Annotated in this window: 25 protein-coding genes; 6 read left to right on the forward strand and 19 right to left on the reverse strand. The window is 70.1% G+C overall.

What is annotated here, in order from left to right:
• Positions 1-59 precede the first annotated feature (59 nt).
• The 5 genes from PSESU_RS01680 to ccoN are packed head-to-tail and all read right to left on the reverse strand — an operon-like array spanning position 60 to position 3,527.
• Positions 60-356: a hypothetical protein gene (locus tag PSESU_RS01680; protein ID WP_013534030.1), complete on the reverse strand. Its 297-nt coding sequence runs from the start codon at positions 354-356 to the stop codon at positions 60-62.
• Positions 353-1,291 carry a cytochrome-c oxidase, cbb3-type subunit III gene (gene ccoP / locus PSESU_RS01685; protein WP_013534031.1) on the reverse strand — a complete coding sequence of 313 codons (939 nt, stop codon included), beginning with the start codon at positions 1,289-1,291 and terminating at the stop codon, positions 353-355. The genes PSESU_RS01680 and ccoP overlap by 4 nt, the downstream gene beginning before the upstream one ends.
• Positions 1,288-1,446, reverse strand: a complete 159-nt coding sequence (locus PSESU_RS15835; RefSeq protein WP_013534032.1) for a cbb3-type cytochrome oxidase subunit 3 — start codon at positions 1,444-1,446, stop codon at positions 1,288-1,290. The genes ccoP and PSESU_RS15835 overlap by 4 nt, the downstream gene beginning before the upstream one ends.
• Positions 1,443-2,072: a cytochrome-c oxidase, cbb3-type subunit II gene (gene ccoO, locus PSESU_RS01690; RefSeq protein ID WP_013534033.1), complete on the reverse strand. Its 630-nt coding sequence runs from the start codon at positions 2,070-2,072 to the stop codon at positions 1,443-1,445. The genes PSESU_RS15835 and ccoO overlap by 4 nt, the downstream gene beginning before the upstream one ends.
• Before the next feature lie 15 nt (positions 2,073-2,087).
• Positions 2,088-3,527, reverse strand: coding sequence for a cytochrome-c oxidase, cbb3-type subunit I (gene ccoN / locus PSESU_RS01695; protein WP_013534034.1), 1,440 nt, complete (start codon positions 3,525-3,527; stop codon positions 2,088-2,090).
• Between the two features lie 196 nt (positions 3,528-3,723).
• Between ccoN and PSESU_RS01700 the strand changes: the two genes are divergently transcribed.
• Together PSESU_RS01700 and PSESU_RS01705 are read left to right on the forward strand one after the other, a co-directional pair.
• Complete coding sequence (locus PSESU_RS01700) at positions 3,724-6,438, forward strand: bifunctional acetate--CoA ligase family protein/GNAT family N-acetyltransferase (protein ID WP_013534035.1); 2,715 nt, start codon at positions 3,724-3,726, stop codon at positions 6,436-6,438.
• A gap of 63 nt (positions 6,439-6,501) precedes the next feature.
• On the forward strand, positions 6,502-7,434 hold the full coding sequence (locus PSESU_RS01705) for an NAD(P)/FAD-dependent oxidoreductase (protein ID WP_013534036.1): 933 nt from the start codon (positions 6,502-6,504) through the stop codon (positions 7,432-7,434).
• A gap of 48 nt (positions 7,435-7,482) precedes the next feature.
• Here PSESU_RS01705 and prpF read toward each other — a convergent pair whose 3' ends face one another.
• From prpF to nirK, 8 genes are all read right to left on the reverse strand, one after another.
• Positions 7,483-8,664, reverse strand: a complete 1,182-nt coding sequence (gene prpF, locus PSESU_RS01710; RefSeq protein ID WP_013534037.1) for a 2-methylaconitate cis-trans isomerase PrpF — start codon at positions 8,662-8,664, stop codon at positions 7,483-7,485.
• A gap of 37 nt (positions 8,665-8,701) precedes the next feature.
• Positions 8,702-9,160, reverse strand: a complete 459-nt coding sequence (locus PSESU_RS01715) for an SRPBCC family protein (RefSeq protein WP_013534038.1) — start codon at positions 9,158-9,160, stop codon at positions 8,702-8,704.
• 46 nt (positions 9,161-9,206) lie between these two features.
• Positions 9,207-11,825: a Fe/S-dependent 2-methylisocitrate dehydratase AcnD gene (gene acnD / locus PSESU_RS01720; RefSeq protein WP_013534039.1), complete on the reverse strand. Its 2,619-nt coding sequence runs from the start codon at positions 11,823-11,825 to the stop codon at positions 9,207-9,209.
• 207 nt (positions 11,826-12,032) lie between these two features.
• On the reverse strand, positions 12,033-12,272 hold the full coding sequence (locus PSESU_RS01725; protein WP_013534040.1) for a hypothetical protein: 240 nt from the start codon (positions 12,270-12,272) through the stop codon (positions 12,033-12,035).
• A 59-nt stretch (positions 12,273-12,331) separates the two neighbouring features.
• Positions 12,332-12,790 carry an azurin gene (gene azu, locus PSESU_RS01730; protein ID WP_013534041.1) on the reverse strand — a complete coding sequence of 153 codons (459 nt, stop codon included), beginning with the start codon at positions 12,788-12,790 and terminating at the stop codon, positions 12,332-12,334.
• A gap of 36 nt (positions 12,791-12,826) precedes the next feature.
• Positions 12,827-13,447 (reverse strand): SCO family protein, encoded by a 621-nt coding sequence (locus tag PSESU_RS01735; protein ID WP_013534042.1) that lies wholly within the window; start codon positions 13,445-13,447, stop codon positions 12,827-12,829.
• Positions 13,444-14,250: a formylglycine-generating enzyme family protein gene (locus PSESU_RS01740; RefSeq protein ID WP_013534043.1), complete on the reverse strand. Its 807-nt coding sequence runs from the start codon at positions 14,248-14,250 to the stop codon at positions 13,444-13,446. Before PSESU_RS01740 ends, PSESU_RS01735 begins: the two co-directional genes overlap by 4 nt.
• An 18-nt stretch (positions 14,251-14,268) precedes the next feature.
• Complete coding sequence (nirK, locus tag PSESU_RS01745; protein WP_013534044.1) at positions 14,269-15,336, reverse strand: copper-containing nitrite reductase; 1,068 nt, start codon at positions 15,334-15,336, stop codon at positions 14,269-14,271.
• A 240-nt stretch (positions 15,337-15,576) separates the two neighbouring features.
• Between nirK and PSESU_RS01750 the strand changes: the two genes are divergently transcribed.
• Positions 15,577-17,634, forward strand: coding sequence for a TonB-dependent copper receptor (locus tag PSESU_RS01750; RefSeq protein WP_013534045.1), 2,058 nt, complete (start codon positions 15,577-15,579; stop codon positions 17,632-17,634).
• Positions 17,635-17,655: 21 nt separating this feature from the next.
• Here the strand turns inward: PSESU_RS01750 and PSESU_RS01755 are convergent, their stop codons facing one another.
• The 4 genes from PSESU_RS01755 to PSESU_RS01770 all read right to left on the reverse strand — a co-directional run bounded on the left by PSESU_RS01755 (position 17,656) and on the right by PSESU_RS01770 (position 20,895).
• On the reverse strand, positions 17,656-18,891 hold the full coding sequence (locus tag PSESU_RS01755) for a hypothetical protein (RefSeq protein ID WP_013534046.1): 1,236 nt from the start codon (positions 18,889-18,891) through the stop codon (positions 17,656-17,658).
• Positions 18,888-19,118 carry a DUF2249 domain-containing protein gene (locus PSESU_RS01760; protein WP_013534047.1) on the reverse strand — a complete coding sequence of 77 codons (231 nt, stop codon included), beginning with the start codon at positions 19,116-19,118 and terminating at the stop codon, positions 18,888-18,890. Before PSESU_RS01760 ends, PSESU_RS01755 begins: the two co-directional genes overlap by 4 nt.
• A gap of 118 nt (positions 19,119-19,236) precedes the next feature.
• Positions 19,237-19,641, reverse strand: coding sequence for a SirB2 family protein (locus tag PSESU_RS01765; RefSeq protein WP_013534049.1), 405 nt, complete (start codon positions 19,639-19,641; stop codon positions 19,237-19,239).
• A 9-nt stretch (positions 19,642-19,650) separates the two neighbouring features.
• Positions 19,651-20,895: an NnrS family protein gene (locus tag PSESU_RS01770; protein WP_013534050.1), complete on the reverse strand. Its 1,245-nt coding sequence runs from the start codon at positions 20,893-20,895 to the stop codon at positions 19,651-19,653.
• Positions 20,896-21,036: 141 nt separating this feature from the next.
• On the opposite strand from PSESU_RS01770, the gene PSESU_RS01775 reads away from it, so the two are divergent.
• The 3 genes from PSESU_RS01775 to PSESU_RS01785 all read left to right on the forward strand — a co-directional run bounded on the left by PSESU_RS01775 (position 21,037) and on the right by PSESU_RS01785 (position 22,462).
• Positions 21,037-21,285: a hypothetical protein gene (locus PSESU_RS01775; protein WP_013534051.1), complete on the forward strand. Its 249-nt coding sequence runs from the start codon at positions 21,037-21,039 to the stop codon at positions 21,283-21,285.
• A gap of 176 nt (positions 21,286-21,461) precedes the next feature.
• Positions 21,462-22,133 (forward strand): class I SAM-dependent methyltransferase, encoded by a 672-nt coding sequence (locus PSESU_RS01780; protein WP_013534052.1) that lies wholly within the window; start codon positions 21,462-21,464, stop codon positions 22,131-22,133.
• Entirely contained in the window at positions 22,130-22,462 is a 333-nt protein-coding gene (locus tag PSESU_RS01785; RefSeq protein WP_013534053.1) for a YkgJ family cysteine cluster protein, read from the forward strand. The genes PSESU_RS01780 and PSESU_RS01785 overlap by 4 nt, the downstream gene beginning before the upstream one ends.
• Positions 22,463-23,441: 979 nt before the next feature.
• Here the strand turns inward: PSESU_RS01785 and PSESU_RS01790 are convergent.
• Positions 23,442-25,739 (reverse strand): nitric-oxide reductase large subunit, encoded by a 2,298-nt coding sequence (locus tag PSESU_RS01790; RefSeq protein ID WP_013534054.1) that lies wholly within the window; start codon positions 25,737-25,739, stop codon positions 23,442-23,444.
• A 104-nt stretch (positions 25,740-25,843) separates the two neighbouring features.
• Complete coding sequence (locus PSESU_RS01795) at positions 25,844-26,602, reverse strand: helix-turn-helix domain-containing protein (RefSeq protein WP_013534055.1); 759 nt, start codon at positions 26,600-26,602, stop codon at positions 25,844-25,846.
• Positions 26,603-26,615 lie beyond the last annotated feature (13 nt).

Consider the following 26,615-nt stretch of genomic DNA (forward strand, 5'->3'; position numbering starts at 1 on the left):
CGCATCCAGCGCGCGCGCGATAGCGACAGATTGTCCCAGGGCCGCGCGCCGGAGCACGCTTATTCAGGCGGAAGCGCGCGGTTGAAGCGGCTGGAGGGACGCAGCAGGATCCAGGTGAAAAAACTGGACGAGGCGGTCGCGAGCCAGAAAACGAAGAACCCCAGCGTGTAGCCGAGCTCGCGTGTCATCGGCAGGCCGGGGAAGGTCATGTCGCGCAGGACCAGCGGGTCGACGAAGGCGAAGAACACCATCGTCGACACGCCGGCCGCGAAGAAGCTGGGCCAGGCTATGGCCCCCACCCGCTGTGCCAGCGGGCGGGGAGGGTGGTCAAGGCGTGGCTCGCTGAAGTCGGTCACTGTTGTGCCGTCGGTTCCCCGGACTGGGCCCGATTATGCGACAGCGACCAGACGTAGGCACCAGCCAGGCGGGCACGCGTCTCGCCGAGCAGTTCCCGGTGCGCCGGCATGCTGCCGTGGCGGCCTTCCGTGATGGTCTTGCGCAGGCTCTCGCGGCTGCTGCCGTACAACCAGTAGTTGTCGGTCAGGTCCGGGGCGCCCAGGTCCTGGTTGCCCTTGCCGTCGATGCCGTGGCAGGCCACGCACACGCCCTCGTAGAGCTTCTTGCCCTGGGCGGCCATGAAGTTGTTCTGCATGGCGGCCGGATCGGACAGGGTGCGCACGTAGGCGATGGTGTAGTCCACCGCTTCCGGGCCACCCATGCCGGTCAGCACGGTGCCCCACTCCGGCATGATGCCCTCGCGGCCATCGAGGATCGTGGTGAGGACCTGCTCCGGCTGCCCGCCCCAGTGCCAGATGTCGTCGGTCAGGTTCGGGTAGCCGACCGCGCCCTGGCCCGAGGAACCGTGGCAGGTGGCGCAGGTGTTGCTGAAGATCGAGCGGCCCAGGGCCACCGCCTTCGGGTCCTTCGCCAGCTCGTCGATGGACCTGCCCGCATACGGCTTGAAGGTCTGCTCGAGGCGCGCGTCCTGCACCGCCTTCTCCTCGGCGTGCTCCTTCTGCGAGGTCCAGCCGCTGTAGCCGGGGATGCTGCCCAGGCCACCGAACCAGATGATGTAGCCGATGGCGAACACGATGGTCAGGTAGAACAGGTTGATCCACCAGCGCGGCAGCGGCTTGTTGTACTCGGTGATGTCGCCATCCCAGGTATGCAGCGTGTCCTCGGGCTTCGGATCGCCCGGGCGCCGGCGCGAGGTCCACCACAGCAACCACACGTAGCCGACGATGTTCAGCGCGACCAGGGCGATGACGTACCACGTCCATCCCATGCTCATGCGCGGTTCCCCCTGATGTTGCCCTTGTGCGAGTCCTCTTCCAGCGGCAGGTTCGCCGCCTCCTCGAACTCGGTCCTGCGTGCCGGGCTCCAGGCCCAGATCCAGCCGCCGATGAACAGCACCAGCAGCAGCGCGGTGACGATTCCGGAAATCACGGCTGGCCTCCCTTCGGTGCGTGGCGTCCAAGTCCCTGCAGGTAGGCGACCACCGCCTCGAGCTCGGTCTTGCCCTCGAGCTCGGCCGGGGCCTGCTCGATCTGCTCGTCGGTGTAGGGGTCGCCCAGCGCCTTGAGCGCGCGCATGCGGCCGGCCACGGATGCGCCGTCGACCTTGGCCTCGGCCAGCCACGGGAACGCCGGCATGTTCGACTCCGGCACCACGTCGCGCGGGTTGATCAGGTGCACGCGGTGCCAGTCGTCGGAGTAGCGGCCGCCGACGCGGGCCAGGTCCGGGCCGGTGCGCTTGGAGCCCCACTGGAACGGACGGTCGTAGACCGACTCGCCGGCCAGCGAGTAGTGGCCGTAGCGCTCGGATTCGAAGCGCAGGGTGCGGACCATCTGCGAGTGGCAGTTGTAGCAGCCTTCGCGGACGTAGACGTCGCGGCCGGCCAGCTCGAGCGCCGGGTAGGGCTCGACGCCTTCCAGCGGCTCGATCGCCTCGGCCTGGAACATCAGCGGCACGATCTCGGCGAGGCCGCCGAAGGAGACGGCCACCGCGATCAGGGCGGCCATCAGGCCGACGTTCTTCTCGACTTTTGCGTGCGGGTTCTGGTTGTCGCTCATGGTTGTCCTTCCTCCTCAGGCGCGCGCATCGGAGGCCGCGACGGGCAGCACCGGCTGGGGAGCGATCGCCGGGGCGGAGCGCCAGGTGCGCAGCACGTTCCAGGCCATCACGCACATGCCGGACAGCACCAGCAGGCCGCCGCCCAGGCGGATCAGGTAGTAGGGGTAGGTCGCGTGCAGCGCCTCGACGAAGCTGTAGGTCAGCGTGCCGTCGGGGTTGGTGGCGCGCCACATCAGGCCCTGCATGACGCCGGCGATCCACATCGAGGCGATGTACAGGACCACGCCGCCGGTGTGCAGCCAGAAGTGCAGGTCGATGGCCTTGACCGAGTACATCTGCTCGCGGCCCAGCATCTTCGGCATCAGCGCGTAGATCGAGCCGATCGAGATCATCGCGACCCAGCCCAGGGCGCCGGCGTGCACGTGGCCGACGGTCCAGTCGGTGTAGTGCGACAGCGAGTTCACCGTCTTGATCGACATCATCGGCCCCTCGAAGGTGGCGATCATGTAGAACGAGATGGCGACGATCAGGAACTTCAGGATCGGGTCGGTGCGCAGCTTGTACCAGACGCCGGAGAGGGTCATGACGCCGTTGATCGCGCCACCCCAGGACGGGGCCAGCAGGATCAGCGAGAACACCATGCCCAGCGACTGCGCCCAGTCGGGCAGCGCGGTGTACTGCAGGTGGTGCGGGCCGGCCCACATGTACACGGCGATCAGCGCCCAGAAGTGCACGATCGACAGGCGGTAGGAGTAGACCGGGCGGCCGGCCTGCTTGGGAACGTAGTAGTACATCATTCCCAGGAAGCCGGCGGTCAGGAAGAAGCCCACCGCGTTGTGGCCGTACCACCACTGCACCATCGCGTCGACCGCGCCGCTGTACACCGGGTAGGAGTGCAGGGCGCTGGTGGGGATGGCGATGTTGTTGACGATGTGCAGCAGGGCCACGGCGATGATGAAGCTGGCGTAGAACCAGTTCGCCACGTAGATGTGCTTGACCCGGCGGATGGCAATCGTGCCGATGAAAAGCACCGCGTAGGCCACCCAGACCACGGCGACCAGGATGTCGATCGGCCAGATCAGCTCGGCGTATTCCTTGCCCTGGGTCAGGCCCAGCGGCAGGCTCACGGCCGCCAGCACGATCACCAGCTGCCAGCCCCAGAACACGAAGGCCGCCAGCTTGTCGGAGATCAGGCGCACGTGGCAGGTGCGCTGGACCACGTGCAGGCTGGTGGCCATCAGCGCGCAGCCGCCGAAGGCGAAGATGACCGCGTTGGTGTGCAGCGGACGCAGGCGCCCGTAGCTCAGCCACGGCAGGTCGAAGTTGAGGACCGGCCAGTACAGCTGGGCGGCGATCAGTACGCCCACGGCCATGCCCACGATGCCCCAGACCACGGTCATGACCGCGAACTGGCGCACTACCTTGTCGTTATATGTCCCCTGGACGGTTGACACGTTCCAATCCTCCTATGGATGGCGGGCATCATCGGCAGCAAGCGCAAGCGGGGCATTGATCAGGATCAAGGCGCCAAACCGCGTTAACGGATTATTCCTTGAAATAGGGGAACTGCGTCCCGGTCCAGTGCCCCCCGGAAGCGCCCACGGGCGCACCGCTGTATCGTTTAGCCCTGAGACGTACGAGCCCTTGCGGATGAGCATCTACGCGCTGGAAGCCGTTTTCGCCCCGAAGTCGGTGGCCGTGGTCGGGGCCAGCCCGCGGCCCGGATCGGTCGGCCGCACCGTGGTCCACAACCTGCGCCAGGCTGGTTTCGCCGGCGCGGTCGGCCTGGTCAACCCCAAGTATCGGCAGATCGAGGGCGTGCCGGCCGTCGCTTCGCTGCGGGACCTGCCGTTCGCCCCGGAGCTGGTGGTGGTCACCACCCCGGCCGCAACCGTCCCCGGGGTGATCGCGCAGGCGGTAGCGGTGGGCGCGAGGGCGGCGGTGGTGGTCTCCGCCGGCCTGGGACAGGGGCCGGGCTCGCTGCTGGAGCACCTGCGCAGCGAGGCCCGTCCGCACGGCCTGCGCATCGTCGGTCCCAACTGCCTGGGGGTGATGGCCCCGCACGTGGGCCTCAATGCCAGCTTCGCCGCGCGCAGCCCGCTGCCGGGCGACCTGGCCCTGGTCTCGCAGTCCGGCGCGATCGCCGCCGGCCTGGTCGAGTGGGGCGCGGCGCGTTCGATCGGCTTCTCCGCCGTGGTCTCGCTGGGGGACGCCCTGGACGTGGATTTCGGCGACCTGCTGGACTGGTTCGCCCAGGACCCGAAGACCCGCGCCATCCTGCTGTACATCGAATCCATCCGCGACGCGCGCAAGTTCATGTCCGCCGCGCGTGCCGCGGCCCGCTCCAAGCCGGTCGTGGTGATCAAGTCCGGCCGCCACGAGCAGGGCGCGCGTGCCGCCGCCACCCATACCGGTGCCCTGGCCGGCTCCGACGCGGTGTACGACGCCGCCTTTCGCCGTGCCGGCCTGCTCCGCGTGCACGCGCTGGACGAGCTGTTCGCCGCGGCCGAGACCCTGGGCCACCTGCGCCAGGCCCCGGGCCGGCGGCTGGCCATCCTCACCAACGGCGGCGGCATCGGCGTGCTGGCGGTGGACCGCCTGGTCGACCTCGGCGGCACCCTGGCTACCCTGGACCCGGCCACCGTGCGCGCGCTGGACAAGGTGCTGCCGCCGACCTGGTCGCGGTCCAACCCGGTGGACATCGTCGGCGACGCCGACGCGGCCCGCTACACCGCCGCGCTGGAGGCGCTGCTGCAGGACCCGGGCAACGACGCGGTGCTGGTGATGAACGTGCCCACCGCGCTGTCGTCCTCGGTCGAGGCCGCCGCCGCCGTGTCCAGGGTGCTGCAGCGGCGGCCGCGCCCGGGCACCGGCAAGCCGGTGCTGGGCGTGTGGCTGGGCGGAGGCCAGGAGGCACTGTCGCGGCTGGATGCGGCCGGGATCCCCACCTATGCCACCGAGGCCGACGCGGTGCGTGGTTTCACCTACCTGGTGCGCCACCGCGAGGCGCAGCAGGCGCTGATGGAGACCCCGCCCAGCCTGCCCGAGGACTTCGTGGTCGATACCGCGGGCGCGCAGGCGATCGTGGCCCGCGCCCTGGAACAGGGCCGCGGCTGGCTGGATCCGCTGGAAGTGGTCGCCCTGCTGGAGGCCTACGGCATCCCGGTGACCCCGGCCTGGCTGGCCGCCGACGCCGGGGTCGCGGCCGAGGCCGCGCGCCCGCTGCTGGAAGCGGGAAAGCTGGTCGCGCTGAAGATCCTGTCGCCGGACATCATCCACAAGTCCGACGTGGATGGCGTGCGCCTGAACCTGTCCAGCGAGGCCGCGGTGCGCGAGGCCGCCGCCTCGATCCTGGCCCGTGCCCGCGAGCTGCGGCCGAAGGCGCGGATCGAGGGCGTGACCGTGCACCCGATGGTGGCGCGTTCCAAGGCGCGCGAGCTGATCGCCGGCCTCGCCCACGACCCGACCTTCGGCCCGGTGGTGGTGTTCGGCCGCGGCGGCACCGCGGTCGAGGTGATCGACGACAAGGCCCTGGCCCTGCCGCCGCTGGACCTGCGCCTGGCCCACGACCTGATCTCGCGCACCCGCGTCAGCCGCATCCTCAAGGCCTACCGCGACGTGCCGGCGGCCGACGAGCGCGCGGTGGCGCTGGTGCTGGTCAAGCTGGCGCAGCTGGCGGCCGACGTGCCGCAGATCCGCGAGCTGGACATCAACCCGCTGCTGGCCGACCGCGAGGGCGTGATCGCGGTGGACGCGCGCGTGGCGATCGCGCCACACCCGGGGCCGGCGCAGAAGGGGCCGTGGCATTCGAGCTTCGTGATCCGGCCGTACCCGAAGGAATGGGAGCGCATGGTCGAGCTGGCCCAGGACCGGCGCATGTTCGTGCGCCCGGTGCGGCCGGAGGACGAGCAGATGTTCCTGGAGTTCTTCTCCCGGGTCAGCGACGAGGACCTGCGCCTGCGCTTCTTCTCCGCGGTGCGCCACTTCAGCCACGAATTCATCGCCCGCCTGACCCAGCTCGACTACGCCCGCTCCATCGCCCTGGTGGCGATCGACCCGGACAACGGCGGGATGCTCGGCGCGGTGCGCCTGCTGGCCGACGCCAACTACGAGCGCGGCGAGTACGGGATCATGGTCCGCTCCGACCTCAAGGGCCTGGGCATCGGCTGGCAACTGATGCGGATCATGATCGAGTGGGCCGGCAGCATCGGCCTGAAGGCGGTCGACGGCCAGGTGCTGCGCGAGAACGTGACCATGCTCGCCATGTGCCAGCAGCTGGGCTTCAAGGTCACGCCCGACCGCGAAGACCCGACGGTGATGGACGTGACCCTGGACGTGGCCACGACCAACGCCGCCGGCGGCTGAGGCCGTATCGCGCGGCGTTCACGCCGGCTGCCTATCGTTCCTGCAGGACGAAGGAGGTGGCAGGTGGACGAGGTCGATGTACTGGTGGTGGGCGGTGGCCCGGCGGGCCTGACCGCCGCCACCTACCTGGGGCGGCTGCACCGCCGTTGCCTGGTGGTCGATGCCGGCGACAGCCGCGCGCGCTGGATTCCCGAGAGCAACAACTGCCCGGGCTTCCCGCAGGGCATCGCCGGCACCGAGCTGCTGGAGCGGCTGCGCGCGCAGGCCGAATCCTTCGGCGCGGTGTTCGAGCATGGCCTGGTGTCCTCGCTCGAGTGCGACGGAGACGGCGTGTTCGTCGCCGGCGCGCCCGACGGCCGCCGCTGGCGCGCGCGTGCGGTGATCCTCGCCACCGGCCTCAGCGACCGCCTGCCGGAGCTGGCCGACGTGGAGGAGGCCGTGGCCAGCGGCGCGCTGCGCCTGTGCCCCGTATGCGACGCCTACGAGGCCAGCGACAAGGCCATCGGCATCTACGGGCCGTGGGAGACGATCCTCGACCACGTGCCATTCCTGCGCGGCTACAGCCCGCGCCTGACCCTGCTGCCCACCGACGTGGTGCCGGCGACACTGCCGCCCGGCCTCGACGTGGAGGTGCTGCCGGCCGGCGGCCGCCTGGCGTTCGTCGATGGCCGCTGCGGTTACGTCGTCGACGGCCACTGCCACACTTTCGACACGGTCTATCCGTTCCTTGGCTGCGAAACCAGCGCGCACCTGGCCAGGCAGGCAGGCGTGGAACTGTCCGACACCGGCGAGATCCCGGTGGACGCGCGCCAGCTCACCTCGGTGCCGGGACTCTATGCGGCCGGCGACGTGGTCAGCGGACTCAACCAGATCTCGGTGGCGGTGGGCCAGGCGGCGATCGCCGCACTGGGCGTGCACAACCGCCTGCCGCCGCGGCCGCGCGAACTGCAGCAGCCACTGGACGCCAACGAACCCGCGGCGCAGGGCGCCGCCTGAGCCGGCCCACCGGGGGGAGGTGCGGCGGGGCCGGCTGGCGACAGGGCGTCAGGCCTGCGGAACCCGCACGTGGCCTTCCATCAGCACCCGCGCGCTGCGGCTCATCACCGCGCGGGTCACGGTCCACTGGCCATCGACCTGGGCGACCGAGGCGCCAACGCGCAGCGTCCCGGAGGGATGGCCGAAACGCACCACGTCGCGCGAACCGCCACCGGCGGCGCGATCTACGAGGGTGCCGGGCACAGCGGCCGCGGTGGCGATCGCGACCGAGGCCGTGCCCATCATCGCGTGGTGCAGCTTGCCCATCGACATCGCGCGCACGTTGAGGTCGATGTCGCCGGCGGCGATCTGCCTGCCACTGCTGGAAAGGTAATCGCGCGGTGGCGCCACGAAGGCGACCTTGGGCGTGTGCTGGCGCCTGGCAGCCTCTTCCGGCGAAGAGATCAGGCCCATGCGCAGGGCGCCGGCGACGCGGATCGCCTCCAGCTTCTGCAGGATCGCCGGATCGCCGTTGATCGCCGGCTGCAGCTCGGCGCCGGTGAAACCGATGGCCTGCGCATCCACGAACACGGTGGGGATGCCGGCGGTGATCAGGGTCGCCTCCAGCGTGCCCACGCCGGGCACCTCGAGGCTGTCGACCAGGTTTCCGGTTGGGAACATGCTGCCGCCGTCCTCGCCTTCCTCGGCCGGGTCGAGGAACTCGACCACCACCTCGGCGGCGGGGAAGGTCACGCCGTCCAGCTCGAAATCGCCGGTCTCCTGCACCTGGCCGCCGCTGACCGGCACGCGCACGACGATGGTCTTGCCGATGTTGGCCTGCCACACCCGCACTTCGACCGCGCCTTCGTCGGGGATGCGCGCCGGGTCGATGAAGCCGTTGGCCACCGCGAACGGGCCGACCGCGGTGCTGAGGTTGCCGCAGTTGCCGCTCCAGTCGACGAAGTCCTCCTCGATCGCCACCTGGCCGTAGAGGTAGTCCACGTCATGCCCCGGGCGCGTGGCCGGGCCGATGATCACGCACTTGCTGGTGCTGGAGGTGGCGCCGCCCATGCCGTCGGTGTGCTTGCCGTAGGGATCGGGCGAACCGATCACCCGCTGCAGCAGGCGGTCGCGCGCCGGACCCGGTACCTGGGCCTCGGCAGGCAGGTCCTGCAGGCGGAAGAACACGCCCTTGGAGGTGCCACCGCGCATGTAGGTGGCGGGGATACGGAGCTGGGGCTTGTGGCTCATGGGCTTGGCAAGGGCAAGTAAGGGTGGAGGACGCGGCTCAGGGCCCGTCCGGGATTTCGGGTTCGACCAGCTTCGCCAGCATGTCCAGCGAATCGCGCCATCCCAGGTGGCACATGTCCACCGGGATGGCCGCGGGAATGCCTTCCTGCACGATCGTCAGGTCGGTACCGGCGATGCTGGGCTTCAACGACACGGTCACGTGCATCTCGCCGGGCAGGTCGGGGTTGTCGAAGGTGTCGGTGTGCCGGAGCAGCTCGTTCTCGACCAGCTCGACGAAGCGTACGCGGAACGATTCGCTGTTGCCGGTGGAGAAGTTGGTGAAGGCCATGCGGTAGCCCACGCCCGCTTCGAACTCGAGCATGCGCGCGGTGAAGCCATACGGCGGCATCCAGCGCACCAGCGCGTTCGGATCGGTGAAAGCGCGGAACACCCTGGCCGGCGGTGCGGCCAGGATGCGGTGCAGGCGGACGGTGCCGGTGGCGTTGGTGTCGGTCATGGTCTTGGTTCCTTTCGGGATGGGTTACATCCCTTCGACGAACCGGTCAGGCCGCTTTCGACGCCTCCAGGAAATCCTGGGCGAAGCGCTGCAGCACGCCGCCGGCCTCGTAGATCGACACTTCCTCGGCCGTTTCCAGGCGGCAGGTCACCGGCACGTTGAGGTCGGTGCCGTCGCGGCGGTGGATGACCAGGGTCAGCTCCGCGCGCGGGCCACGGGTGCCGACCACGTCGAAGGTCTCGCTGCCGTCGATGCCCAGGGTGAGGCGGGTGGTGCCCGGCTTGAACTCCAGCGGCAGCACGCCCATGCCGATCAGGTTGGTGCGGTGGATGCGTTCGAAACCCTCGGCCACGATCGCCTCCACGCCGGCCAGGCGCACGCCCTTGGCCGCCCAGTCGCGCGAGCTGCCCTGGCCGTAGTCGGCGCCGGCGATGATCACCAGCGGCTGGCGGCGTTCCATGTAGGCCTCGATCACCTCCCACATGCGCATCACCTTGCCTTCCGGCTCCAGCCGCGCCAGCGAACCCTGGCGCACGCTGCCGTCCTCGTTGCGCACCATCTCGTTGAGCAGCTTGGGGTTGGCGAAGGTCGCGCGCTGGGCGGTGAGGTGGTCGCCGCGGTGGGTGGCGTAGGAATTGAAGTCCTCTTCCGGCAAGCCCATCTTCGCCAGGTATTCGCCGGCGGCGCTGGTCGGCAGGATCGCGTTGGACGGCGACAGGTGGTCGGTGGTGATGTTGTCGCCCAGCACGGCCAGCGGGCGCATGCCGCGCAGCGTGCGCTCGCCGGCCAGCGCGCCTTCCCAGTACGGCGGGCGGCGGATGTAGGTGCTCATCGGGCGCCAGTCGTACAGCGGCTTCACCGGTTCGCCATGCTCGACGCGCACGTCGAACATCGGCCCGTAGACCTTGCGGAACTGCTCGGGCTTGACGCTGGCGCGGACGATCGCGTCGATCTCCTCGTCCGAGGGCCAGATGTCCTTGAGCGTGACCGGGTTGCCCTGCGGGTCCAGGCCCAGCACGTCCTTCTCGATGTCGAAGCGCACGGTGCCGGCGATGGCGTAGGCGATCACCAGCGGCGGCGAGGCCAGGAAGGCCTGCTTGGCGTACGGGTGGATGCGGCCGTCGAAGTTGCGGTTGCCGCTGAGCACGGCGGTGGCGTACAGGTCGCGGTCGATGATTTCCTGCTGGATCTTCGGGTCCAGCGCGCCGGACATGCCGTTGCAGGTGGTGCAGGCGAAGGCGACGATGCCGAAGCCCAGCTTCTCCAGGTCCGGCAGCAGGCCGGATTCCTCCAGGTAGAGCTGCACGGCCTTCGAACCGGGCGCCAGCGAGGTCTTCACCCACGGCTTGCGGGCGAGGCCGCGCGCGTTGGCATTGCGCGCCAGCAGCGCGGCGGCGATCACGTTGCGCGGGTTGGAGGTGTTGGTGCAGCTGGTGATGGCGGCGATGACCACCGCGCCATCCGGCAGCAGGCCGCGGGCCTCTTCCTCGCGCGCGGACTGCAGCTTGGCCTCGTCGGCGATGCCGCGCTCGGCCAGTGCGGTGGTCGGCAGGCGCCGGTGCGGGTTGGACGGGCCGGCCATGTTGCGCACCACCGAGGACAGGTCGAACTCCAGCACGCGCTCGTACTGCGCCTGCTGCAGGTCGTCGGCCCACAGCCCGGCGGTCTTCGCGTAGTTCTCCACCAGTTGCACCTGCTGCTCCTCGCGCCCGGTCAGGCGCAGGTAGTCCAGGGTTTGCTGGTCCATGTAGAACAGCGCGGCGGTGGCGCCGTACTCCGGGCACATGTTGGAGATGGTGGCGCGGTCGCCGATGGTCAGCGCCGCGGCGCCCTCGCCGAAGAACTCCAGGTAGTGGCCGACCACGCGCTCCCTGCGCAGGAACTCCGTCAGGGCCAGGACCACGTCGGTGGCGGTGATGCCCGGCTGCGGGCGGCCGCTGAGGCGCACGCCGGTGATGTCGGGCAGGCGCATCCACGAGGCGCGGCCCAGCATCACGTTCTCGGCCTCGAGGCCGCCGACGCCGACGGCGATCACGCCCAGCGCGTCCACGTGCGGGGTGTGCGAGTCGGTGCCCACGCAGGTGTCGGGGAAGGCGACGCCGTCGCGCACGTAAACAACCGGCGACATCTTCTCCAGGTTGATCTGGTGCATGATCCCGTTGCCCGGCGGGATCACCTCCACGTTGCGGAACGCGTGCCGGGTCCACTCGATGAAGTCGAAGCGGTCGGCGTTGCGGCGGTCCTCGATCGCGCGGTTCTTCTCGAACGCCTGCGGGTCGTAGCCGCCGCATTCCACCGCCAGCGAGTGGTCGACGATCAGCTGCACCGGCACCACCGGGTTCACCTGCGCCGGGTCGCCGCCCTTGTCGGCGATCGCGTCGCGCAGGCCGGCCAGGTCGACCAGCGCGGTCTGGCCGAGGATGTCGTGGCAGACCACGCGTACCGGGAACCACGGGAAGTCCAGGTCGCGGCGGCGCTCGACCAGCTGGCGCAGGAAGTCGTCCAGCTGGGCCGGATCGGCGCAGCGCACCAGGTTCTCGGCATGCACGCGCGAGGTGTAGGGCAGGGTCGCCCAGGCGCCGGGCTGCAGGGCCTCGACCGCCTCGCGGGCGTCGTACCAGTGCAGGGGGGTACCGGGGAGGGGCTTGCGGTGCTTGGTATTCATGGCGGGCAGGTGCGCTGGGGTTGCGCCGGCCTGCCTGCGGCCGGTGCTTCCGCACTGGCCTGCCGGGCATGCCGGGCATGGATAGGAGGCCCGATCTTACCCCTGCCCATGCGCCCGACCTGCCGGCGGACGCTGTTTTCCGGGCGTTTGGCGCCTGAATGCGGCGCTTGTGTTGATGCCCGAAATCAATAGGTCGCAGTCAATCTATCAACCACTGCAGCCGCCGCAGCAGACCGAGGGCAGGATCTGGATGGCTTCGGCTGGGACGGGCACGCCGGCGGCGGCCAGGACGGTGCGGACTTCGGCGGGTGCGGCGCAGGTGGCCACGCGCAGGTGGCCGCTCGAGGGGTCGAGGTCGACCAGCGCGGCCGGATCGCTTTCCAGCAAGGCGCGCTCGATCCCTGCCAGGTCGATCCGGGCTGGATCGACGCGGATATCGAGTTCCATGGGGATTCTCCAGGAGCCAGCCTTCCGTGCCGCGGGCGCGGCACGGAAGGCGTGGTGGCTTACTTGGTGACGACCAGCTTGCCCTTCATCATGGCCGAGTGGCCCGGGAAGCTGCAGAAGAAGCTGTAGTCACCGCCGGCGGCGAGGGCCTTGCCCGGGAAGGTGATCCTGGTCTTCTGGCCGCCGCCGACCAGGTCGGTGTGGGCGATCACGCGGGCGTCGCCCTTCGGCACATAGGCATTGGCGGCGCCGGCCTTGATGCCGTCGCGGGCCAGGCCGGCGACGTCGGCGGTCTTGGAGACGACGGCGTTGTGGCCCATCGCGGTCACCGGCAGCTTGCCGGTGTGCTCGACCTCGAGGGTGATGGTCGGGCAGCTGGCGGAGACGGTGGCCTCCTTCAGGTCGAACTTCATCGCGTCGTCGCCCTTGAGCGAGACGGTGCAGTTGCCGGCGGCGTGGGCCATGCCGGCGGCGCCCATCAGGGCCAGGGCAGCGAGGATGCGGGTACGGTTCTTCATGGTGTTGCTCCGTGGTGACGAGGGTGGATCGGGGGATCAGTCCGCGGCCAGGGTGGCGCGGACCTGTTGCAGGAATGCGGGATCGGGAGCGATGCCGGTGACCTCCGAACGTGCGACCTCGCGGCCTTCCGCGTCCAGCAGTACCAGCACGCTGGTGTGGTTGATGCTGCCGTCCTCGCGGAAGCGGTAGCGGACGCCCAGCACGCTGGCCAGCGCACGCACGGCGTCGCCCTCAGGGCGAAGGTAGCGCCACTCCGGGGGCGTGCGGTGGTCGGCGGCGACCGCGGCCAGTGCTTCCGGGGTATCGCGCGCGGGATCGAGGGTGATGATGGCCACTCCCAGGCGCGCGCCGTCGGCACCCAGCTGCTTCTGCAGCGCCTTGGCGTTCTCCAGGATCAGCGGGCACATCAGGTGGCAGTTGCCGTAGAACATCGACACCAGGCGCGGCTGCCCGCGCAGCTCAGGCCACTGCAGGGCCTGGCCGTGCTGGTCGGTAAGTGCCGCCTGCACCTGGTAGAGCGAGTCGCCGGGCAGGGATTCGACGACCTGCGATCCGGGCCCCGCCAGGGCGGCGAGCGCGACCGGTAGCGGGCCGCACACGGAAAGCGCCAAGGCCAGGCCCAGGGCGGTGCGCAGCGGGTTGATGCGGTGTTTCATGGCTGGCTCCTCGCGCAGCGGAAGCCCAGGTTGCCGAGGGTGGCACCGGGCGTAAGGGCCGACAGCAGGACGAAGCGCTTGACCACGCCGTAGTCGGCCGGATCGTTGAAGGCCATGGCCGAGGCGCCGCAGTACTGCAGGGCATCGCCGTCGTCCTGGCCGCGGCGGTCGCCGTCACCCAGCAGCGAGCCTGCGTCGCCGGTCCATTCCCAGTACGCGCCGTGCATGCCGCGCAGGCCGTGCACGTTGGCAGGGGCGTCGGCGGCGGCATCGGGCGCGTGCGGGGTGCCGTCGTTGGCCTGGCGCAGGCGCCATTGGCGGTCGTGGCGGGCATCGGTGCGGGTGGCGTCGGCCGCCGCGGCGTATTCCCACTCGATGAAGTCGGGCAGGCGTCCGCCGGCGTCGCGGCAGAACGCGTCGGCGGCGTACCAGTTCACGTGCACGACCGGCGCGTCCGGATCGAGCTTCGCGCCGGCCGCGTCCGCGCTTTCCCAGTGGCCCAGGTAGCCGGGGCTGGAGAAGAGCGCGGGAATGCGGTCGCGACGCCACTGCGGCTGGCGCGCCAGGAAGGCGGCGAACTGGGCGTTGCTGACCGGCCGTTCCATCAGCTGGAACGACGCCACCGGCAGTACCGGGCGGTCGTCCTCGAAGCGCACCGCGGAGCGGAACATGCCGCCGGGGACGGCCCGCCACGCCGGCGCCGACCCATCGGCGGCCGCGTCCCTGGCGCCGGCCGCGGGCAATGCCGGGGCCAGCGCCAGCAGGGCGGCGATCGCGATGGGAAGGTGCGTGTGGCGGGCCATGGCGGCGGTTTCCGTCCGTTACTTGTGGTCGTGGCCCTGGGGCTCGCCCTCGGGGTACTCGATGTCGTGCTGCTGGCCGCTGTAGATGGCGTGGTCCTCCTCGCCGTCGACCTTGAGGATGCCGAGCGTGCCCTTGTGGAAGGCACGGAACAGGCTGTGGTCGACCAGCACGAAGTTGCCGGGCACGTCGGCCTTGAACTCGACGATGGCCGAACCACCGGCCGGGATCAGCGTGGTCTGCACGTTCTCCTGGTACTTGCTGCCGCCCTCGAAGTAGACCTTGTCGAAGATCTCGCCGATGACGTGGAAGCTGGAGGTCAGGTTGGGGCCGCCATTGCCGACGTACATGCGGATCTTCTCGCCGGCCGTGGCCTGCAGCGCGTTGTCGCCCGTGAGCGATCCGACCGAGCCGTTGAACACCACGTAGGTCGGCGTCTCGTCGATGCCCTTCTCCAGGCTGAAGGCCTGCAGGCCCTTCTCGCCCGTCGCGCCCTCGGTGTAGAAATCGCCCTGCATCACGTAGAACTCCTTGTCCACCGGCTCCATGCCTTCCTCCGGTTCGACCAGGATCAGGCCGTACATGCCGTTGGCCACGTGCATCGCCACCGGGGCCATCGCGCAGTGGTAGACGTACAGGCCCGGGCTGAGCGCCTTGAACGTGAACTGCGTTTCGCGGCCGGGCAGGGTGAACGTCGCCTCGGCGCCACCGCCCTGGCCGGTGACGGCATGCAGGTCGATGTTGTGGGAGAAGTGCGAGCTGTGGTGGTTCTTCAGCCGGAACTCCACCGTGTCGCCTTCGCGCACGCGGATGAAGCTGCCGGGGACCGAACCGCCGAAAGTCCAGAAGTTGTAGGTGACCCCGTCGTCGAGCTGCATCTCCTTCTCGACCATCTCCAGGTCGACGACGACCTTGGCCGGGGACTTGCGCGTGATCGAGGCGGGTACCAGCGGCGGCGCGGTCAGCTGCGCCTGCACCACCGGCAGCGGCGCATCGGATGGCTTGGCCCTGGCGGCAAGGGCGGGCGCGGAGGCCAGGGCGATCACCGCGGCGAGAGCGCCGACGGCCAGGGGATGACTGATCTTCATGTTCTGCTCTTCTCGTCTTGTCGGTCTGCGGGACGAACAGTGCGCGTACGGAGCCGCACGGACCTTGATCTGCATCAATCCGCGCCCGTCGGAAGGCACCACCTCGCTGCGGCTTGACCCAGGTCAAGCCGCAGCGGGGAAGGGGCTTGCAGGGCGGCGCGATTGACCACCATCAAGGCCGGCCGGCGTGCCAGGGGGAAGACTTGGGCCACCCGAAGGCAACGCGCACGAGGCGCAGCCATGATCCGCAATCCCCTTGCCCATGCCCTTGCCGCCGCGTTGTACGTGGCCGCTCCCGCCGCGCTGGCCGCGGACGGGCATCTCCATCTGGAAACAGCTCCGACCGACCTGGACGGCGTGGTCGTGCTGGGGGTGGCCCCGGTGGCCGCCGTGACCTTCACCACCGACCCGAAGCTGCCGCGCCAGCCGGTACCGGCCAGCGACGGCGCCGACTACCTCAGGACCATCCCCGGCTTCTCCACCCTGCGCAGCGGCGGCACCAACGGCGACCCGGTGCTGCGCGGCATGTTCGGCTCGCGCATCGCCCTGCTGACGAACGACGGCGTGCTCAGCGGTGCCTGTCCGTCGCGGATGGACAATGCCATGTCCTACATCGCGCCGGAGAGCTACGACCGCCTGACCGTGGTCAAGGGCCCGCAGACCGTGCTGTGGGGCGGCGGCGCATCGGCCGGCACGGTGCGTTTCGAGCGCGAGATCCCGTACTTCGACCGGCCCGGCGTGCGCGCGCAGGGCAGCCTGCTGGCAGGCAGCAACGGCCGCAACGACCAGGTGCTGGACGCAAGCGCCGGCACCCCGCGGGGCTACCTGCGTGCGTCCGCCAACCGCTCCGAGGCGGACGACTACCGCGCCGGCGACGGCCGCCGCGTGCCCTCGGCCTGGGACAAGTGGAACGCCGACGCCGCCATCGGCTGGACCCCGGATGCCGACACCGTGCTGGAGCTTTCGGCCGGCACCGGCGATGCCGAGGCGCGTTACGCCGGGCGCGGCATGGACGGCTCGCGGTTCCGCCGCGACAACCTCGGCCTGCGCTTCGAGAAGAAGCACATGGGTGGCGTGCTCGATGCGGTGGTGGCCAGCCTCTACCGCAACGAGGTCGACCACGTGATGGACAACTACACGCTGCGCGACCCGGATCCCTCCTCCAGCATGCCCATGCCGATGGCCAGCAACGTCGGCGATACCAGCCAGGGCGGGCGCGTGGCCCTGACCTTCCAGCACGACAGCTGGGAGCTGACCGCCGGCGTGGATGGCAGGCAGGGCGAACACCGCCGGCGCAGCGCGATGGGCCGCGATGCCTGGCGCCAACAACCCTGGACCCATGATGCGGACACCGGCACCCTCGGCGTGTTCGCCGAGTCGCACTGGCATATCGACGAGGTGCATCACCTGATGTCGGGCCTGCGCGTGGACCGCGCCCGCGCCGAGGACCGCCGTGCCACGGTCGGCAGCGGCATGAACGCCATGCCCAACCCGACCGCCGGCCAGCGCCGCGAGGAGACCCTCGCCGGCGGCTTCGTCCGCTACGAGCACGACATGGCCGGACGCTTCGGCTGGTACGCAGGCCTGGGCCACGCCGAACGCATGCCCGACTACTGGGAGCTGTTCTCGCCCACGATGGGGCCGCAGGGCGCAGCCAACGCCTTCGCCGGCGTGCAGCCGGAGCGCACCACCCAGCTCGATGCCGGCCTGCAGTTCCGCTCCGGTGGCGTGGAGGCGTGGGCATCGGTCTACGCCGGCCGGGTCGACGACTACATCGTGTTCGACTACCTGCCCGGCGGCATGATGGGCAGCAGCACCCGCGCCCGGAACCTCGATGCCGACATCGCCGGCGCCGAGCTGGGCGCCGACTGGAAGCCGCGCTCCGGGCTGAAGTTTGGCGGCGCCCTGGCCTATGCCTGGGGCCGCACCGACGAGGGTGCGCTGCCGCAGATGCCGCCGCTGGAAGCGCGTCTCTCGGCCAGCGGCGAGCACGGCGACTGGTCCTGGGGTGCGTTGCTGCGGGTGGTGGCGGCCCAGCACCGCACCAGTACTTCGCAGGGCAACGTGGTCGGGCGCGACCTGGGATCGAGTCCGGGCTTCGCGGTCTTCTCGGTCAACGGCGGCTATCGCCTCGGCGATCACGTGCGCCTGGCCGCAGGCATAGACAACCTGTTCGACCGCGATTACCGCGAGCATCTCAACGCGGCCGGCAACAGCGGCTTCGGCTATCCGGCCGAGCCCGAGCGCATCGCCGAGCCCGGTCGCACCGCCTGGCTCAAGCTCAACTTCGAGTACTGAGCGCCACGGTGCCCCGCGGCATCAGCCACCGCGGGCGTGCCTCCAGCTGGCTGCCAGGGTGCAGGCGGCCGCAGTCCAGGTTGCCGCCATCACCAGCCCGGCCGCATGCCCCAGCGGCGGCCAGGCCATCGCCGCCAGCAGCAGGCCGGACGCCGCCAGGTGTAGGCCGAGGGCGCGGTACATCGCCGCAGCGGGTACCAGCTGGCCGACGCCGGGAATGCGCTGCCCGCGTGGCGTGCGCTGCCGCAGCTCGATCCATGCCAGGAAGCTGGCGACCTGCAGCAGCATGCCCAGCAGCGTCGCCGGCAGGCCGATGCCCAGCACCAGCACGCCGACTGCGAGTGCCGGCCTGATCCCGCCGGGGAGTGGCAGCAGGGCGGCGGCCGCGGCCGCAAGCAGCGCCAGCGCGGCGAAGCACCAGGCCAGGCGCAGTGGGCGGTTGCGCACGTGCGGCGAGCGCCATTGCAGGACCAGCACGCCGGTCGCGAACAGCGCGACCGGAAGCAGCGCCAGTCCGGGCGATGCCCGCAGCCACTGCCGCGCCCCAGCCAGGCCTGCGGCCAGGCAGGCCACCAGCAACAACATCCATGCCCGCAACAGCCACGGTGGTGGCGTGCGCGTGCCCTGCAGCATCGGCAGGGTGACCGCGCCGACCGCGGCCAGCAGGCCCACACACCATCCGGCCAGGCCGGTCATGGCGTGCAGGTCCGTCCACGACGCGGTGCGCGGATGCAGCCAGCCGGTACGTGCGGCGAGCAACAGGCCACCCAGCAGCACCGTCGCCGGGAGCGCGGCCACGGCCAGGCCGATGCCTTCGCGCAATACGCGTGCGCCGCTTCCGCGCCGGAGCGCGAGCATCACCGCCGCCGCCGACAGGACTGCGCACGCGCCCAGCAGCAACGTGGCGGCCAGCGCCAGCAGGCGTGCGGCCGGCCACGGCATGAACGCCGGCAACAGGCAGCCGATCCCGAGGTTGAACGCTGCATGCATTGGCACATACACGCGCGGCCAGGGCAGGGGGCTGCCTGCCGCCACCGGCAGGAACTGCAGCAGGCTGCCGAGCATGGCGTTGCCGAGCAGGCCCAGCGCCAGCATGTGCACCATCACCAGGGCATGCGGCGACCAGCGCGATGCCAGCACCAGCCCCCCGTGCCATGCCAGCCACAGCCCCGACAGCACGCCCCAGGCGACCGCGGTGGCGAGGAAACGCAGCGGCAGCGCCGGCGCGGGCGCCGCGCTGAAAGCCAGGCCGCTCATGCCTGCGCCGGCTGCGCGTGGCGGATCCGCAACGCCGTCCCGCCGCCCTGCAGGTCGCGCAGCCGCCAGCGGAAGCCGTCGGCCTCGAGCATCGACAGCAGCGGCAGGGGGCGCATGGGTGTCAGCGCGAACAGGCGGCCGCCAGGTGGCAGCGTCGCCAGCGCGGCGAGGATGCATTCCATCGGTTGCGGCGGTGGCAGGCCGCGCAGGTCCAGGCGCCGTTGCATCAGGCCGGGTCCGTGGGCGACTCCGCGGGACAGGCCAGCTCGATCCCGGCGGCGTCCAGCATCTCCTGCAGGCCGACGGTGGCGCCCTCCCAGCCGGGCGGCAGTCCTGCCGGGCCCATCACAGCACCCCGGCCAGGTACAGCGCACCCGCTGGATGGTGGGCGCGGGCGATGCAGTAGGCCTGCAGGAAGCACAGCACCGCCGCCGACAGCAGCGCGACGCGCGTCCCGGTCCCGCGCTGCGGGCGGAAGGCGAGGATGCCCAGCACCACGTAGCTGGCGACGAAGCCCAGCTTCACCAGCAGCCAGCCATTGGCATAGACCTCGCGCGGCAGGATGGTGAGCAGCATCATCGCCGCCGTCAGCAGCACCGTGTCGATCCCATAGCTGAGGTAGCGCACCGGCGCGAACCGGGGCCACGCCAGCCCGGCGAGCAGGGACAGGCCGCGCAGGGCGAAGAAGCTGCCGCTGAGCATCACGGCACTGACGTGGACGAGCTTGATCTGCGGGTAGAACTCGATCATGGGAGTGGCTCAGCCGGGACGTCCGTCGCGGCGCGGGGTGAGGTAGATGTGGCCGATGCGCGCCACCCAGGGCGACAGCGCCAGCAGCCAGCCGATCGCGGCCAGCGCCTGCCACATGCCCGGATCGGGAAGCACGTCGGCGAGGATGCGCAGGGTGGCGACGAGCTGGATGGCGACGAAGGCGAACCAGGCGATGCCATGCATCCGCAGCGGCCGCCCGGAATGGCCCTGGGTCACGCGGGTGACCATGGCCACCAGCAGGCTGCCGAAGAAGCCGATGAACAGCGCGTGCATCGGCGCGCGGCCAAGGATGAAACCGCCATCCAGCGCATAGGTGACGCTCTGCACCAGGTACAGGCCGAAGGTCACCGGCAGCCACGCGGTGCCGACGAACAGCACCGCCAGCAGGCCCGGCATGCGTCCGCGCGGCCACCAGCGCCACACGGCATGGCCGGTCAGCACCAGCAGTGGCGCATCGGCCAGCCACAGCCAGGCATAGGCGTGCAGCAGTTCCAGCGCCAGGTGCGCCAGCGCCAGCGGCCACACCGCCGCCAGCCAGGCCATCGGCCGCCACGGGCGATAGCCCGGGACCGCGTTGCCGGCGAAGAAGGGGAACATCCGGTGGGCCACCGTGAGGTATACCGGCAGCAACAGGCCGAAGCCACCGAGCTTGATGCTGGCGAAGGCCCACAGCGGCGACGCGCCGAGGACGAAGGCCAGGAACATCGCCAGCCCCAGCCAGCCGAGCACCAGCGCGGCGAAGCAGGAGCGCGCATGCCAGGTTCGCCCGCGCTCGTCCGCCAGCAGCCGCCCCAGCAGCACCAGTGCGGTGGTCCAGCCGGCAAGCGCCATCCACAGGCCCACGGTCAGGCCGGCGGCCCAGCCGGAGGCGCCCAACAGGATCGCCAGCTGCCCGCCCATCAGGTTCGCGCCCACCGGCAGGTAGTGCCGGCGTTGCAGGTCGGGCAGGCCCATCCAGCGCGGGAACACGGTCAGCAGGAAGCCGAACACGAAGCTCGGCAGGACCAGGTACTGCATCAGGAAGGCGTGCAGCCAGCCGGCCGGGATCGCCAGCTCCGGCATGCTCCAGCCGCCCCAGCGCGCCGAAACCAGCCACAGCGCCCACCACAGCATCGCCAGCAGCACGTTGGCGGCGCCGATGAAGAACATCAGCCGGTGTGGCGCCTGCGCCAGCCAGGCGGGTGACGGACGCGGCCGGCCGGGGCGGGGCAGGGGAGCGGTCTCGATATGCATGGCCGCAGTCTGGTCCCGGCCAGGCAAGGGCGCCTTGACCCAGGTCAGGCCGGAGGCCCGCCGCGGGCTTGACCGGGGTCAAGGCGGCCAATGCCGCCGCTGCACACCATGGCCACACCTGGAACCAGCAATGAGGCAGCCGTGAGCCATGCACCATCCCCGTCCGACCCGGCCGCAGCCCTGTCCCGCCTGTCCGCGATCAGCGCCGCGCTGCGGCCGCATGATCCGGGCGCACAGGTGGCGCTGGATCCGGACCACGGAAGCGTACAGGTGCTGACCGTGCTCGACCCGGTCGAGGTCGAGCGGATCCTTGCCGCCGCGGGGATCGCCGCCGGGAAGGCGCAGGCCCGTGGCGACGGCTGCGGCTGTGGTTGTTCCTGCGGCGGCTGAGACCCGGAACCGGCGCCGGTCCGCCGCTTGGCCGGGGTTCATGGGGCCGGGTGCTACCATGCGCCCGAGCCTGCGGCTCCCATCCTCGCGCGTTCCGCGCGGCCCCAGCGGCCCCCCGATTCGCTCCCTTCCACACCTGAATGGCCCGTCCGCGCGGCCTGCACAGGGAGCAACACATGCCCGGTTACGAAACCCGACAGGAACATGTCGCCATTGGCGGCCACGACTACTGCCTGCGCGTGCTGGCCGACCGCCAGCAGTTCTGGGATCCGGACGGGCACGGCGAACGCCTGGGCATCTCCTCGGCGCAATGGGCGCTGTTCGGCCAGCTGTGGCCGGCCGGCCAGCTGCTGGCCCGGGCGATGGAAGACTTCGACATCGGCGCCAAGCGCATCCTCGAACTGGGCTGCGGCATCGGCCTGGCCAGCCTGGTCCTGCAGCGTCGCGGCGCGGACGTGGTGGCCTCGGACATGCATCCGCTGGCGGAGGTGTTCCTCGCCTACAACGCCGCGCTCAACGGCCTGCCGGCACTGCACTACCGCCACCTGCAGTGGGACGAGCCGCTGCCGGAGCTGGGCCGCTTCGACCTGATCATCGCCAGCGACGTGCTTTACGAGAGCGAGCATGCGGCGCTGCTGGGCGGCGTGGTCGACCGCCATGCGCACCCGAACGCCGAGGTGCTGGTGGCCGATCCCGGCCGCGGCAACGCCAGCCATCTCAACCGGCAGCTGGCGGCGCGTGGTTTCGGACTCGACGAGCGCCGCTGCACGCTCGATGGCGACGAGGTCAGGCGGCATCGCGGCCGCCTGCTGCACTACACGCGCGGCCTGCCCGGCGGCCAGGCATGAGCCGCGCCGGCGCCCGCCACGGCAGGTGCACGGCCGAGTGCAACCACTGCGACGCGGTGTGCTGCCGGCTGACGGTGGTGCTGGACGCGACCGACCACGTCCCCGAGCACCTGACCGAGCTGCTCCCGGGCGGCGTGCGGGTGATGGCGCATGGCGCCGACGGCTGGTGCATCGCGCTCGATGCGGAGCACCGCAACTGCGGGATCTACGAGGACCGGCCGGATACCTGCCGGCGCTTCGTGATGAACGGGCCGTACTGCCGTTCGGTGCGCAGCGAGCACCAGGCGCACCTGGCGGGCAAGCCGGCGATACCGCTGCTGCTGCGCTGACCTGCTCGCACTCTCCCAACGGGAGATGGGACGGCCACCGGCGTCTGCCTGCACGCCGTCATCCTCGACACACCTGCCCTTTCTCCAAGCCCCGTAGGGGAGGAACTCAAGCGCGCGAGGCCCGGATATAGCGAGCGACTCCGGCCGTTGTCGTGGCCCGGTCTTTGCCGTTGCCTTTGCCGTTGATTCTGCTGTTGCTCTCCCCTCCCGTTGGAGCGAACCGAGCATCGCAGCGGCGATGGGGGCTTCAGAGGCCCGCATGTCTGAGCGAAGCGAGTTTGCGGGCCGTCCCCCATCGACGCGAGAAGCGCAGGGGACCGGCCGGCGCAGCCGGCCGGTTCGCGACCGGGCCTGCTTTCTTCTTGGTTACTTCTTCTTTGCAGGAGCAAAGAAGAAGTAACTCGCCGTAGCCGCGCAGCGGCGGGCGAAACAGATTTTGACTTTGGCTTCCGCCTTGGCCTTTTGATTTGGCTATGACTTGCGCTTGGCTTTGGCTCCTGCCTTGAAGGACCTTGGTCCCTTCGTTGTTGTTTGGGAGCCAACTAGGAACAAGAAAGCAGGCTCCTGCGGAGCCCGGGAGCAAAAGCTTTCGCCAGCCGCTTCGCGGCTTGGGCGAGTCACTTTTCTTTGCTTGTGCAAAGAAGAGCTTCACAGCAGCCGAATGGCTGATCAAAGTAACCAAAAGAAAGCACAGCCCGAACCGCTCGCCCGCCCGGCTTCGCCGGTCGGTAACCTGCGCTTCTCGCACCGGCGGGGGACGGCCCGCAAACTCGCTTCGCTCAGACATGCGGGCCTCTACGCCCCCGCCGGCACTCCGATGCTCGGCTCGCTATAACGGGCGGGAAGGAGCAACAGCAAAGGCAGAAGCAAAGGCAACAGCCGAGGCACAGCCACACCTGATGCGGACGCAAGGCACTGCGATGACAAAAAAAGACGGGCCGCGAATGCGGCCCGTCCTGTGTCCAGATTCCTGGAGCTATCAGCGGCGCGGCACGATCGCCGCCGCGGCGACGGTGGTGGCCGACGAGACCGGGGCACCACGCTTCGGTGCCACCCACAGCCGGAACACGAACCAGGCCAGCGACACCGCGCCGACGCTGAACAGCGTGTCGGCCGGGACGCGCATCCATACCAGCAGGTCGACGATCGGCTGCTGCATGAACTCCGCCGAGCGCGCGAACCAGTAGCCGTGCTCGATCGCCGCGTCCAGCTGCAGGATGCCCAGCGGCAGCAGGGTGAACAGCGACATGCCGGCCAGGCCGATGTTGAGCGACCAGAAGCTGGTCTTCAGCAGGCGCTCGCTCCACTGCAGGTCGGGCTTGAGCCCGCGCAGGCAGAACAGCATCAGGCCGATGCCGAGCATGCCGTACACGCCGAACATCGCGGTGTGGCCGTGGTTGGCGGTCAGGTTCAGGCCCTGCATGTAGTACAGCGGCAGGGGCGGGTTGATCAGGAAGCCGAACAGGCCGGCGCCCACCAGGTTCCAGAACGACACCGCCAGGAAGAACATGATCGGCCACTTGTAGCGGGCCATCCACGGCGTGGCCTTGCCCAGCCTGTAGTTGTGCCAGGCCTCGAAGCCCACGTAGGCCAACGGCACCACTTCCAGCGCCGAGAAGCTGGCGCCCAGGCCGATGACGGCGGTCGGGGTGCCGGTGAAGTACAGGTGGTGCAGGGTGCCGAGCACGCCGCCGGCCATGAAGATGATGGTGGCGAACAGCACCGCGACGGTGGCCGAACGCACCTGCAGCAGGCCCAGGCGGGTGAACAGGAAGGCGATCACCGCCACCGCGAAGACCTCGAAGAAGCCTTCCACCCACAGGTGCACCACCCACCAGCGCCAGTACTCGACCATCGACAGGTGGCTGTGCTCGCCCCACATCAGACCGGCCGAATAGAACACGCCGATCGCGACCACCGACAGGAACAGCAGGCCCACGATCGAGCGCGACTCGGCGCCCTTGCGCATCGCCGGCCACAGGGCGCGACCGACCAGGGTGAGCCACAGCAGCAGGCCGACGAACAGGAACCACTGCCAGAACCGGCCCAGGTCGACGTATTCCCAGCCCTGGTGGCCGAACCAGAAGTTGTGGGCCAGGCCCAGCTTCTGCATCACCGCCATCCACTGCCCGGCGAAGGAGCCGACCACGATCACCAGCAGGCAGGTCCACAGCAGGTTGACGCCCAGGCGCTGGAACTTCGGCTCGTACCCGGAGATGGCCGGGGCGATGTACAGGCCCATGCCGAGCCATGCGGTGGCGATCCACAGCACCGCCAGCTGGGTGTGCCAGGTGCGGGTCAGCGAGTAGGGCAGGATCTCGGACAGGGCGAAACCGTAGGCCTCCTGGCCTTCGACCTGGTAGTGCGCGGTGGTCGCGCCCAGCAGGATCTGCACCAGGAACAGCGCGATCACCACCCAGAAGTACTTGGCGGTGGCGCGCATCGACGGCGTGACCTTGATCAGCGCCAGCGGGTCGCTCTTCGGCAGGACCGGCTGCATCTCCTCGCCATGGCTGGTGGCATAGTGCCAGCCCAGCAGGCCGACGCCGGCGATCAGGAACAGCACACTGAACACCGTCCAGATCAGCAGGTTGGACGGCGGGGTGTTGCCGACCAGCTCGTCATGCGGCCAGTTGGCCGTATAGCTGATCTCCGAACCGGGACGCTCGGTCACCGAGGCCCAGGCCGCCCACCAGTAGAACGCGGCGAGCTGGCGGCGGTGTTCGGCCCCGGGCACCGTGTCGTTGCGCATGGCGTAGGCCTCGCGCAGCTCAGCCGTGGCCGGGTCGTTGGAGAACAGGCTCTCGTAATGCGCGGACACCTTCGCCATCGCCGCGGCGCGCTCGGCGTGGAGGGTGATGGTCGCGGTGCCGGCGTCCCAGGTGTTGGGGCGCAGCAGCGCCTGCACGCGCTTGGCGTAGGCGGCCTGGGTCGGTTCGTCCAGCTGCCTGTACGAATCAACGCCATGCTCGCGCGCGGCCCAGGCATCGAGGATGGCCTCGGCCTCGCGGTGCAGCCAGTCCGCGCCCCAGTCCGGGGCCACGTAGCCGCCGTGGCCCCAGATCGAGCCCAGTTGCTGGCCGCCGATCGACTGCCAGACCTGGCGTCCGGTCTCGATGTCGGCGCGGGTGTAGACGACGGTGCCGTCGGTGGTGACCACCTGTTCCGGCATCGGTGGTGCCTGGCGGTGGATCTCGCTGCCAACCCACAGCAGGGCGGCGAACGAGGCAAAGAGCAGGACCGCCAGGCCTGCCCAGAGCTTGCGTGTTGAATCCATGATGCGGCCTCTCCGGCATGGGGACGCTCGCATCTTCGGCAGCGGGGCCGTGGCCGGCCCTGACGCAGGTCAAGCCACGTGCAATGGCGCCTGCCGGAGCGTGACTACTCGCGCAGGACGGCCAGTGCCAGCGCCTCGAGGCGCTCCATGTCCAGCACTTCCACGTCGCGCAGCTTGATGTGCAGCACGCCTTCCTGCTCGAAGCGGCGCAGCACGCGGCTGACGGTTTCCGGGGCCAGGCGCAGGTAGTTGGCGATGTCGGTGCGCGACATGGTCAGCTGGAAGCGGCGCGGCGAGAAGCCGCGCGCGGCCAGCCGCCGCGACAGCCCGATCAGGAATGCGGCCATGCGCTCGTCGGCGGTGTTGTCGCGGGCGAACAGCGAGGCCACGCCGATGTCGCGGCTCATCAGCCGGAACAGGTGCTGCTGCAGGTTGGGCAGGCGCTGCGCCAGCAGCGCGATCTTGGGGAACGAGAACCGGCACAGCATCACCGTGTCCAGCGCCACCGCATTGCAGGGATAGCGGTCGTCGTGGATCGCGTTGAGGCCGATCACCTCGCCCGGCAGGTGGAAGCCCAGCACCTGCTCGTGGCCGTTGCGGTCGACCTGGTAGGTCTTGACCGTGCCCGCGCGCACCGCGGCGATGGCGCCGAAGGGATCGCCCTCTCGGAACACGTGCTCGCCCGGGTGCAGCGGGCCGACGTGCTCGACCAGCACGTGCAGGTCCATCAGCGCGGCCTTGTCCATGCCCTCGGACATGCAGGCCTGCGAGAACGCGCAGGTGGAGCAGAAGGTCAGCGCGTCGCCGTCGTCGGCCATGACGGCCGGACCGGTGCGCGGGAAGACTACCCCGGGTGTATTCATGCACGCCACTCCA

Origin of the sequence: Pseudoxanthomonas suwonensis 11-1, from assembly GCF_000185965.1 — a bacterium.
In the GTDB taxonomy this organism is placed as follows: Bacteria; Pseudomonadota; Gammaproteobacteria; order Xanthomonadales; family Xanthomonadaceae; genus Pseudoxanthomonas; species Pseudoxanthomonas suwonensis_A.

What these genes read in the sequence shown, in the direction of transcription:
- ccoP (WP_013534031.1), bottom strand. Translation starts at nt 1,291, where the DNA reads ATGAGCATGGGATGGACGTGGTACGTCATCGCCCTGGTCGCGCTGAAC.
- ccoO (WP_013534033.1), bottom strand. Translation starts at nt 2,072, where the DNA reads ATGAGCGACAACCAGAACCCGCACGCAAAAGTCGAGAAGAACGTCGGC.
- PSESU_RS01700 (WP_013534035.1), top strand. Translation starts at nt 3,724, where the DNA reads ATGAGCATCTACGCGCTGGAAGCCGTTTTCGCCCCGAAGTCGGTGGCC.
- prpF (WP_013534037.1), bottom strand. Translation starts at nt 8,664, where the DNA reads ATGAGCCACAAGCCCCAGCTCCGTATCCCCGCCACCTACATGCGCGGT.
- PSESU_RS01715 (WP_013534038.1), bottom strand. Translation starts at nt 9,160, where the DNA reads ATGACCGACACCAACGCCACCGGCACCGTCCGCCTGCACCGCATCCTG.
- acnD (WP_013534039.1), bottom strand. Translation starts at nt 11,825, where the DNA reads ATGAATACCAAGCACCGCAAGCCCCTCCCCGGTACCCCCCTGCACTGG.
- PSESU_RS01725 (WP_013534040.1), bottom strand. Translation starts at nt 12,272, where the DNA reads ATGGAACTCGATATCCGCGTCGATCCAGCCCGGATCGACCTGGCAGGG.
- azu (WP_013534041.1), bottom strand. Translation starts at nt 12,790, where the DNA reads ATGAAGAACCGTACCCGCATCCTCGCTGCCCTGGCCCTGATGGGCGCC.
- PSESU_RS01735 (WP_013534042.1), bottom strand. Translation starts at nt 13,447, where the DNA reads ATGAAACACCGCATCAACCCGCTGCGCACCGCCCTGGGCCTGGCCTTG.
- PSESU_RS01740 (WP_013534043.1), bottom strand. Translation starts at nt 14,250, where the DNA reads ATGGCCCGCCACACGCACCTTCCCATCGCGATCGCCGCCCTGCTGGCG.
- nirK (WP_013534044.1), bottom strand. Translation starts at nt 15,336, where the DNA reads ATGAAGATCAGTCATCCCCTGGCCGTCGGCGCTCTCGCCGCGGTGATC.
- PSESU_RS01750 (WP_013534045.1), top strand. Translation starts at nt 15,577, where the DNA reads ATGATCCGCAATCCCCTTGCCCATGCCCTTGCCGCCGCGTTGTACGTG.
- PSESU_RS01755 (WP_013534046.1), bottom strand. Translation starts at nt 18,891, where the DNA reads ATGAGCGGCCTGGCTTTCAGCGCGGCGCCCGCGCCGGCGCTGCCGCTG.
- PSESU_RS01760 (WP_013534047.1), bottom strand. Translation starts at nt 19,118, where the DNA reads ATGCAACGGCGCCTGGACCTGCGCGGCCTGCCACCGCCGCAACCGATG.
- PSESU_RS01765 (WP_013534049.1), bottom strand. Translation starts at nt 19,641, where the DNA reads ATGATCGAGTTCTACCCGCAGATCAAGCTCGTCCACGTCAGTGCCGTG.
- PSESU_RS01770 (WP_013534050.1), bottom strand. Translation starts at nt 20,895, where the DNA reads ATGCATATCGAGACCGCTCCCCTGCCCCGCCCCGGCCGGCCGCGTCCG.
- PSESU_RS01780 (WP_013534052.1), top strand. Translation starts at nt 21,462, where the DNA reads ATGCCCGGTTACGAAACCCGACAGGAACATGTCGCCATTGGCGGCCAC.
- PSESU_RS01785 (WP_013534053.1), top strand. Translation starts at nt 22,130, where the DNA reads ATGAGCCGCGCCGGCGCCCGCCACGGCAGGTGCACGGCCGAGTGCAAC.
- PSESU_RS01790 (WP_013534054.1), bottom strand. Translation starts at nt 25,739, where the DNA reads ATGGATTCAACACGCAAGCTCTGGGCAGGCCTGGCGGTCCTGCTCTTT.
- PSESU_RS01795 (WP_013534055.1), bottom strand. Translation starts at nt 26,602, where the DNA reads ATGAATACACCCGGGGTAGTCTTCCCGCGCACCGGTCCGGCCGTCATG.